Source organism: Kluyvera sp. (assembly GCF_965301105.1).
The window spans coordinates 23,317-32,159 of sequence record NZ_CBDKZX010000046.1 but is presented as its reverse complement, the minus strand read 5'-3'; the positions used below and the strand labels follow the sequence as shown (position 1 = coordinate 32,159).

10 protein-coding genes are annotated in these 8,843 nt (G+C 54.4%); all 10 read right to left on the bottom strand.

Going from position 1 to position 8,843, the window contains the following annotated elements; genetic code table 11:
* Positions 1–989, bottom strand: a 989-nt coding sequence (locus ACW14G_RS15285) for an oligopeptide:H+ symporter (protein ID WP_455648668.1), incomplete at its 3' end; no start/stop codon positions are given.
* Between the two features lie 594 nt (positions 990–1,583).
* The gene (gene nth, locus ACW14G_RS15280; protein WP_064545690.1) at positions 1,584–2,219 is read right to left on the bottom strand and encodes an endonuclease III; all 636 of its coding nucleotides are present in this window, start codon (positions 2,217–2,219) and stop codon (positions 1,584–1,586) included.
* Positions 2,219–2,914, bottom strand: coding sequence for an electron transport complex subunit E (locus tag ACW14G_RS15275; RefSeq protein WP_167575946.1), 696 nt, complete (start codon positions 2,912–2,914; stop codon positions 2,219–2,221). Before ACW14G_RS15275 ends, nth begins: the two co-directional genes overlap by 1 nt.
* A gap of 3 nt (positions 2,915–2,917) precedes the next feature.
* Complete coding sequence (gene rsxG / locus ACW14G_RS15270; protein ID WP_167575945.1) at positions 2,918–3,538, bottom strand: electron transport complex subunit RsxG; 621 nt, start codon at positions 3,536–3,538, stop codon at positions 2,918–2,920.
* Between the two features lie 8 nt (positions 3,539–3,546).
* Positions 3,547–4,599 carry an electron transport complex subunit RsxD gene (gene rsxD / locus ACW14G_RS15265; RefSeq protein WP_163449425.1) on the bottom strand — a complete coding sequence of 351 codons (1,053 nt, stop codon included), beginning with the start codon at positions 4,597–4,599 and terminating at the stop codon, positions 3,547–3,549.
* The gene (gene rsxC, locus ACW14G_RS15260) at positions 4,600–6,729 is read right to left on the bottom strand and encodes an electron transport complex subunit RsxC (RefSeq protein WP_455648667.1); all 2,130 of its coding nucleotides are present in this window, start codon (positions 6,727–6,729) and stop codon (positions 4,600–4,602) included. It lies immediately after the preceding gene.
* Entirely contained in the window at positions 6,722–7,297 is a 576-nt protein-coding gene (gene rsxB, locus ACW14G_RS15255) for an electron transport complex subunit RsxB (protein ID WP_163449423.1), read from the bottom strand. The genes rsxC and rsxB overlap by 8 nt, the downstream gene beginning before the upstream one ends.
* On the bottom strand, positions 7,297–7,878 hold the full coding sequence (gene rsxA / locus ACW14G_RS15250; RefSeq protein ID WP_064545680.1) for an electron transport complex subunit RsxA: 582 nt from the start codon (positions 7,876–7,878) through the stop codon (positions 7,297–7,299). Before rsxA ends, rsxB begins: the two co-directional genes overlap by 1 nt.
* A gap of 77 nt (positions 7,879–7,955) precedes the next feature.
* Positions 7,956–8,396: a DUF2569 domain-containing protein gene (locus ACW14G_RS15245; protein WP_163449422.1), complete on the bottom strand. Its 441-nt coding sequence runs from the start codon at positions 8,394–8,396 to the stop codon at positions 7,956–7,958.
* A gap of 84 nt (positions 8,397–8,480) precedes the next feature.
* Positions 8,481–8,696, bottom strand: coding sequence for a transcription modulator YdgT (gene ydgT, locus ACW14G_RS15240; protein ID WP_163449421.1), 216 nt, complete (start codon positions 8,694–8,696; stop codon positions 8,481–8,483).
* Between the last annotated feature and the right edge of the window lie 147 nt (positions 8,697–8,843).

Here is an 8,843-nt window from a genome sequence, read left to right as displayed (position 1 = left end):
ATGATCCAGAACGGGTTCAGCGCCTGATACTGTTCCGGTTCGAACGCGATACCCAGAATAGAGTGTTCAACGTTACGAATCGCGAAGAAGTTCAGTGAGGTCGGCATCTGGCTGTACAGCACGAAGAAGATGATCGCTTCGAGCATCAGGATAAAGGCCACAATCATCTTACGACGCGGCGCACCGGTCATGGAGAAGGTTTCTTTACCGAAGATAATGATGATGCCCAGTGCGATAACGCCCAGAACCATACGTGCGATGCCCTGGTTGTGCAGCAGCCAGGTCGCGATAGCGATCAGGATAACGACACCAACGATGGTCAGCAGCAGATTGCGGTAGTTAGTCGGCTCGAAGTCAGGTTTGGAACCGTACTGTTTAACCCAACGCTGGCAGAAGGCGAAGTTCACAACGGTGATCAGCATACCGACGACGCTCAGCGCGAACGCGGTGCTCCAGCCGTACTTGGCTGCCAGCCAAGGCGTTGCCAGCATAGAGAAGAACGAACCGATATTGACGGACATGTAGTACATGGTGAATGCACCGTCCAGACGCGGGTCGTCTTTGGCATAGCAGGTAGAGAGCAGGGAAGACGGGTTGGCTTTGAACAGGCCGTTACCCACGGCAATCGCCGCCATACCCATATAAACGATACCCGCGTCGTGGCCTGACCATGCGACTAAAGCATAGCCGATGGCGAGAACGACGGCGCCCAGCATGATAACGCGTTTTGTCCCCAGCACTTTATCGCCCAGCCAGCCGCCGATAGCAACCAGACCGTAAACCAGAGCACTGAAGGAAGAGAACAGAGTAATGGAGTCCGCTTCGGACATACCCAGCTGTTTCACCAGGTAAACGGCCATGATGCCCTGAAGGCCGTAGAAACCAAAACGCTCCCACAACTCGATAGAGAAAATGAGATAGAACGCTTTAGGTTGTTTGAAGGCGTTTAAGCTAACGCTTTCCGTTGGTTTTTTGTTTGCAGTAGACACATATACCTCTTATTTACATCCCATTTCATGGGGGGTGTACTGGGCGGAGATGCTCTTTTTGGCACCCGCCTTATAGTTATTCTGGAGGGAAACGGCAAGTAATGTTCACTATCCTGCGCCTTCAGACAAGGCTTTTGCAATACTCTGTTACAAATAAAAAATCTGGTACAATCAACCGTCTTTGCAAATGTTATTTAGCGTTAAATTTCATTGTTTAAAAATTGACGGTTTATTCTTCTGATAAAGTAGGGCGAAACGCGTAACATAACCATATCTTCTGCTGATGACGCTTAAAAGTAGTGATATAGGCTGGATTCTGAAAAATTGCTGGATGATCATCTTGTGCTCTGTAAATGGAGCATTGTGATGATGGCGGCGTTTGCTACGTAAAGAAACATAAATGCAACATTATGTTGCTCGGATGTTCTCGTCAGCGTTTGTATAGAAATTTTCGCTAGTGATGACGTATTTAACCTGTCAAAGCGGTATATAAGCGCTAAAAGTGCCAAATACTGAATAATTATATGGGATTAAACGCTGCTTGAGTGAGGATAAGCATGCGTGGCGTTGACTTGCCACGCAGCCAGATATGAACTACAGCTCGGTTTTCTCTTTATATTCACAGAGATCTTCGATGAGACAAGAGCCACAGCGCGGTTTGCGCGCGATGCAGGTGTAGCGGCCATGAAGAATCAGCCAGTGGTGGCAGTCGACCTTAAACTCGGCAGGAACCACTTTTAACAGCTTATCTTCAACCTGCTCAACGTTTTTACCGGGGGCAAAGTTGGTGCGGTTGCAGACGCGGAAAATATGCGTGTCGACGGCGATGGTCGGCCAGCCGAAGGCGGTGTTGAGCACCACGTTGGCCGTTTTACGGCCGACTCCCGGCAGAGCCTCCAGCGCTGCACGATCTTCCGGAACCTCCCCGCCGTGCAGTTCAAGCAACATACGGCAGGTCTTAATCACGTTTTCAGCTTTACTGTTAAACAGGCCGATCGTTTTAATGTATTCCTTCACACCGTCTACGCCGAGGTCCAGCATCGCCTGTGGGGTGTTGGCAACAGGGTAAAGCTTTGCCGTCGCTTTATTGACGCTCACGTCCGTAGCTTGTGCCGAAAGCAGCACCGCGATCAGCAGTTCAAAAGGGGATGTGAAATTCAATTCCGTGGTCGGGTGCGGATTGTTGTCCCGCAGACGACTTAAAATTTCCAGCCGTTTCGCTTTATTCATCAGGCTTTCTCTGCGCTATCAACGCCTGCATTTTCTGCGCTAGCAGCCTGTGCACGACGTTGTTTCGTCCGTTCGTCAATCAGGTATTTGATCGCCAGCAGCATACCGAGACCAATGAAGGCGCCCGGCGGCAGCATTGCCAGCAGGAAAGGGGTATCGGTATGAAAGACTTCAATACGCAATACTTTCGCCCAACTGCCCAGCAGGCCGTCGGCGCCGTCGAAGAGCGTCCCATTACCCAGCAGCTCGCGAATTGACCCCAGCACAAACATCGTGCAGGTGGCTCCCATGCCAATAGCAAAACCATCCAGCGCCGACAGCGCCGGGCCTTTTTTGGCCGCAAAGGCTTCCGCGCGGCCCACCACGATACAGTTGGTGACGATCAGCGGGATAAAGATACCGAGAGACTGATACAGGCCAAAGGCGTAAGCGTTGATCAGCATCTGTACGGCACTCACCACCGACGCGATAATCATCACGTAGATAGGAATGCGAATTTCCGCGGGTGTCCAGCGACGCAGGCTGGAGATGGCCAGGTTGGTCAGTGTCAGCACCAGCGTAGTTGCCAGGCCCAAACCCAGCGCGTTGGTGGCGGTAGAGGTCACCGCCAGGAGTGGGCACATGCCCAGCAACTGAACCAGCGCGGAGTTATTTTTCCAGAGACCCTGGACAATAACCTCTTTAACTTCGCTCATGATTTACTCTCCACAGGATTGAAGTTGCGACAGTTGATTCGGCAGCGTTTTGGCATACAGCCCGGCGCGTTTCACCGCGTTGACCACCGCACGCGGGGTAATTGTCGCACCGGTAAACTGGTCGAATTGCCCGCCGTCTTTTTTCACCGCCCATTGACTGTCGTCAGGACCGGCGATCTTCTTGCCGCTGAAGAAGGTAATCCAGTCGGAAAGGCGGAGTTCGATTTTATCTCCCAGCCCCGGCGTTTCATGATGCTCGGTGACGCGTGTGCCCAGTACAGTACCGTTGAAGTCGGCGCCGACCAGCAGTTGAATGGCGCCGGAATAGCCGTCTGGCGCGGTGGCTTCTATTACTGCGGCCACCGGTTTATCGTCCTTGCGGGCGATATAGATTTTGTGCGCGCCTTTCCCCAGCTCGGGGGCGTCAACGACAAAGCAGCTCTTGAGCAGCGAATTATTATAGCTGTCAGCGGGAATGACCTGCTGGAAAAGCGCGTTTTGCTGCTTTTCTGCCTGTTCGTCGATGGTGTGCTTGGTTAACTGGTTGATCGCCGCGGTTAGCCCGGTAGAGCCTGCGGCGAACAGCGCCAGCGTGACACCGTGTTTACGCATGGTTTTTAACATCGTTATCCTCAGCGGTGTCCGTAAACGCGCGGGCGCGTGTAATAGTCAATCAGCGGTACCGTGATGTTAGCCAGCAGCACGGCAAAAGCCACGCCGTCCGGGTAACCGCCGAAGCTGCGAATCAGCCACACCAGCAGGCCCGCCAGCGCGCCAAAGATCAGACGTCCGCGGTTGGTCGTCGAGGCGGTGACCGGGTCGGTCAGAATAAAGAAAGCACCCAACATGGTCGCGCCGGACAGCAGATGCATCTGCGGTGAGGCGAGGTCGTCCGGATGGAGCAGCCAGCCAAGCGTCGCACAGACCATCAGACTTAACAGGAAGCTCACCGGGATATGCCAGCGAATCGCTTTTTGCCATAACAGGAACAGGCCACCCACAAGGTACGCGATGTTTACCCATTGCCAGCCCACGCCGGCCAGCGCGCCATGATAAATCGCTGAGTTCAGAATATTTTCTACCGGCTGACCGGCGTGACGTGAGGTTTTAAAGGTATCCAATGGTGTTGCCTGGCTGATGCCATCAATACCTAACTTCAGGGCATTCATATCCTGACCCGCGACGGTGTGGCCGGTAAAGATCATCTGCACCGCGTCCATAAAACCCGGGGTGGCGGCGGCAACACCGTGCGGCGGCAGCCAGGAGGTCATTTGAACCGGGAAAGAGATCAGCAGTACCACGTAGCCAATCATCGCCGGGTTGAATGGGTTCTGTCCGAGTCCGCCATACAGCTGTTTGGCGATAATAACGGCAAAGACCGTGCCCAGAACGACCATCCACCACGGCGCGAAAGGCGGAATACTGATGGCCAGTAACAAGCCGGTCAGCAGCGCTGAGTTATCGGCCAGGGTGCGGGGAATATTTTGCTTGCGCAGACGCAAGACCAGCGCTTCTGCAAGCAGGGCGGTTACTATCGCCAGGATGAGCTGAATAAAGGTTCCCCAGCCAAAAAACCAGCTCTGCACCAGAATGCCGGGCAGGGCGGCGACGATCACCAGCATCATAATGCGCGATGTCTGGCGATGGTTGTGGGTGTATGGGGAACTTGCGATCTTGAAAACCATTTAATCCTCGTTAACGGCCTGAGCGGCTTTCCTGGCTTGAACACGGGCAATAGCAGCAGCAACGGCGGCTTTGCGTGGATCGTCGTTGGCGGCGGGTTCGCTAACCGCGTTTTGCGCCGCTTTGCGCGCTTTGGCACGGGCGATGGCAGCCTCAACCGCGGCTTTACGCGGGTCAACGGTCTCGCTCTCGCTGACGACGGGCGCAGTTTCTGCCGATTGCGCCGCTTTACGGGCTTTGGCACGGGCGATGGCTGCCTCAACTGCGGCCTTACGCGGGTCAACGGTTTCGCTCTCGCCGACAGCGGGCGCAGTTTCTGCCGATTGCGCCGCTTTACGTGCTTTGGCGTGGGCAATGGCTGCCTCAACCGCCGCTTTACGTGGGGCGCTGCTTGCCTCTGTCACATCGGCTTCTGGCTGCATTTCCGCTTTACGGGCTTTTGCACGTGCAATAGCTGCCTCTACGGCGGCTTTGCGTGGATCGATGACATCATTCGCGCTTTGACGTTTTTCCGCCTGAGCGGCGCGAGCCTGCGCTTTACGGGCTTCACGCGCGGCAGCGACGGCGCTGTTATCCGGAAGTGCGCCGGATTGAATCACAATTGGCTGCGTTGCCTGCTGCTGTTTTTCACGCACCCGCGCCAGGGCGGCATGAATAGCGTCCTGGTCTTTAGCTGTAGGCTGAACGGCCGCTTTTTTATGACGTTCCTCGCGAGCGATTTTCTCACGTTCAAGGCGCTGTTGACGCGCTTCGAAACGGGCTTTGGCTTCAGCGGCGCGCTGTTCTTCCTGGCGGATGGCGCTGATTTCCGCCTTTTCCTGACGGAAATACTGCACCAGCGGAATACTGCTTGGACACACCCATGCGCAGGCGCCGCACTCAATGCAGTCAGACAGATTATGCGCGGTGGCCTTGTCGTGCTGCTGACCTTTGCTGAACCAGTAAAGTTGCTGCGGCAGCAGGTCTGCCGGGCAGGCGTCAGCACAGGCACTACAGCGGATGCAACCTTTTTCCTCTTCGAGTTCGCCCATTTCCGCCGCCGACGGGGCCAGTAGGCAGTTAGTGATTTTCACCACCGGAACGTCGAGCCAGGGCAGAGTAAAGCCCATTAGCGGGCCGCCCATAATCACCATCTGGTCACTGGTCGGGCAGAATCCCGCGTGGCTCAGCAGATGTTTGACCGGCGTGCCGAGGCGCGCCCAGACGTTGCCCGGCAGCGAAACTGATTCGCCGGTCAGCGTCACCACACGTTCAGTGAGGGGCTCGCCGTCAATCACAGCGCGTTTCACCGCGTAGGCCGTACCGACGTTTTGCATCAGGACGCCAATGTCGGAAGAACGCCCGCCGTGCGGCACCTGTTTACCGGTTAAAATTTGCGTCAGCTGTTTCGCGCCGCCGGAGGGGTATTTGGTTGGGATGACACGTAAACTGATGCCGTGGCAGCCTGCAAGCACGGCGCGCATCATTGAGATGGCCTGCGGCTTGTTATCTTCGATGCCAATCAGCACCTGCTGTGGCTGCAGAATGTGTGCCAGAATCTGGATGCCTTCGACAATCTGCGCCGCGCAGTCCTGCATCAGGCGATCGTCGGCGGTAATGTACGGCTCACATTCGGCGGCGTTGATGATTAACGTCTCAATTTTATCGCCACCGCCGCGCAGTTTGCTGCCTGTCGGGAAGCCCGCACCGCCTAATCCGGCCACGCCGAACTGATGAATACGTTCAATCAGCGCTTCACGGCTGTGATTTTTGTAATCATGCCAGCCGTCGCGAGCTATCCACCGGTCTTCACCGTCGGCATCAATGATCACGCTCATTTCCGGCAGCGCAGAAGGGTGCGCTGTCGCATGAGGTTCAATGGCGACAACCGTACCTGACGTTGGCGCATGAACGGGCAGCATACGCCCCCAACCACGGGTTAGCGGCTGGCCGCGCAGAACGCGATCGCCCGGCTGAACGCACAGTTCGCCTTCGGCGCCGATGTGCTGCTTCAGAGGAATAACAAAACGCTGGGCAAGCGGTATCTGGCGCAGTGGCGTCCCGCTAGACTGCGTTTTCATCTCTGGCGGGTGAATACCCCCGTCGAAATCCCAGATTTTGTCTTTTCTGAAGGCGGAGAATAGCTTAAGCATGGTGTTCCACAGGAATAATTCGTACCGGGATCGTTTGCAGATCCCATTTCCAGCTTTCGGTGGTCGTTTCTACCGGGCGTAACTCAATACACTGAGTAGGGCACGGGGCAACACACAAATTACAGCCGGTACACAGATCGCTCACCACCGTGTGCATGGCACGCGTGGCGCCAATGATGGCATCCACCGGGCAGGCCTGTATGCATTTGGTGCAGCCGATACAGTTATTTTCATCGATAACCGCCAGCATACGCACAGGCTCCGACACCGCTTCGTCGCCGCCAATGGGCTGCGGGTCGACGTTCAGTAACTCGGCGATTTTCAGCATGACGGCTTCACCGCCAGGCGCGCAGCAGTTAATTTTTTCACCATTACTGACCGCTTCGGCGTAAGGGCGACAGCCAGGGTAGCCGCATTGGCCACACTGGCTTTGCGGCAGCAGTTCATCAATTTTTTCGACTACCGGGTCGTCCTCAACGGCAAAACGGCGCGAGGCGTAACCGAGAATGACGCCAAAAATCAGCCCTAATACGCTGATTGCAGCGACAGCAATCCAGAAGGTCATCATTACAACTTCACCAACCCACTAAAGCCCATAAAGGCCAACGACATTAAACCTGCGGTAATCAACGCAATGGCGTTGCCGCGGAAAGGGGCGGGAACATCGGAGACCACCAGGCGTTCGCGGATGGAGGCGAAGAGCACCATAACCAGCGAAAAGCCCACGGCGGCGGAGAAACCGTACAGCGCCGATTGCAGAAAATTGTGGCCGAGGTTGATATTCAGCAATGCCACGCCGAGCACGGCGCAGTTGGTGGTGATAAGCGGCAGGAAAATACCCAGCAGACGATACAGCGCCGGGCTGGTTTTACGCACCACCATTTCGGTGAACTGGACGACCACAGCGATGACCAGAATAAAGGCCAGCGTGCGCAGGTAGACTAAATCCAGCGGGATGAGGATCCAGGTGTCGATAAGCCAGGCGCAAATAGATGCCAGCGTCATCACGAAGGTTGTCGCCAGCCCCATTCCCATAGCGGTTTCCAGTTTTTTGGAAACGCCCATAAACGGGCACAGCCCAAGGAACTTCACCAGGACGAAGTTATTTACCAGAACTGTACCGATAAAGAGCAATAAATAGTCAGTCATCATTCGACCTGTAACAAAAAAAGCCACCTATTATCTGACAAAGTGCCTCAAGCGACAACAGGTTAACTGTGGGGTTATTACGCGCGGGTAAAGGTGCGTTTAACCCGTTGAGAACGCTTGAGATAAGGCACAATCAGCGCAGCTGCCAACAGGGGAAGCAGAAGTTGACGCACGGCCAGATCATCGGAGATAGGCGAAAACGCAAAAGCTTTGACTGCCAGCAGTACGCCAATCATCAGCCAGATGATGTAGTGTTTTGGCGCGTTGTATCGGCGTTTGAAGAAAGCAATTGTCAGCCACAGCGTGTAATACCACATGGCAATAAATGACAGGAATGACAGTCCGAGAAATAGCGTATTGCTGCCGCCCATTTCTTTAACCAGCGCCAGAGTGTGCGGATTGAGCAGGACGTAACCAAATTTCACCAGCGTGATGGTGATGCTTAAAAGCTGCACAAGCAGCCAGGCTAATGGGCCAAGCAGCCATCCGCCAATACGTTCTGCAGAATTATCTGACATTGTGTCTCCTGAAAATCAGCGCCAGCCATGAGAGGAAAAATACAGGTCGAGGAGTATAAGCAACTGGCGCTGAGGAAAAAACTATTATTGCACAAAACGCCAAACGTTCTTGGGAACCTGTCCAAGATCGTACAAACGACCGCCAGAAACCAGCTCAGCACGGCGATGGTCGGCGGCGCGATACATATTGATAAGTTCTTCAGTGTTGCTCAGCGAATAGTTCAGGTGGTCGTAGAGTTTTTCAAGATTGTCCAGCGAACTAACTTTGCGGAACTTTAATAAATAATCCAGAACGGTCATTTGAGGGCATCCATTATAATGTTAAAGCTCACCGTACACCGTTTTCTACCAGGCAATGGGGAGAAAACGAGACAGTTAATGCGGCATTTATAGCCAATGTGTTTATCGACATCCGTTTTAATAGAGAGTTCAGCGTCTATAGCTCAA